The organism is Gilvimarinus sp. 1_MG-2023 (assembly GCF_030548285.1).
In genome coordinates this window covers 1-366 of record NZ_JAUOSC010000359.1, presented here as the reverse complement: position 1 = coordinate 366, position 366 = coordinate 1, and the positions used below count along the sequence as shown (strand labels likewise).

Annotated in this window: 1 protein-coding gene; it reads left to right on the top strand. The window is 59.0% G+C overall.

Going from position 1 to position 366, the window contains the following annotated elements; genetic code table 11:
- The coding region (locus tag Q4563_RS17185; RefSeq protein ID WP_303605358.1) for a polyprenyl synthetase family protein at positions 1-326 on the top strand (326 nt) is incomplete at its 5' end.
- Positions 327-366 lie beyond the last annotated feature (40 nt).

Here is a 366-nt window from a genome sequence, read left to right as displayed (position 1 = left end):
GAGCCATGTCGGTGCGCTGGCCACTGGCAGCCGGGCAAGAACAGGCATTGACTGACTACGCCAATGCCATCGGGCTGGCCTTCCAGGTTCAGGATGACATTCTTGATGTGGAAGGGGATACCTCGACTCTGGGCAAGCAGGCTGGAGCTGATATTGCCCTCAACAAACCGACCTATCCGGCCTTGTTGGGGATGGATGCCGCTCGACAAAAAGCGCTGGAACTGTGTCAGCAAGCCCAGGCAGCCTTGCTGGTATTGCAGCAAGACGGCGGCCAAACCGGCTTGCTGCAACAGATTGCCGACTATGTGATTGAGCGTAATCACTGACCTGGCCTGCTCCCGGAGCCAGCCGCAGGTTGGCCATGGC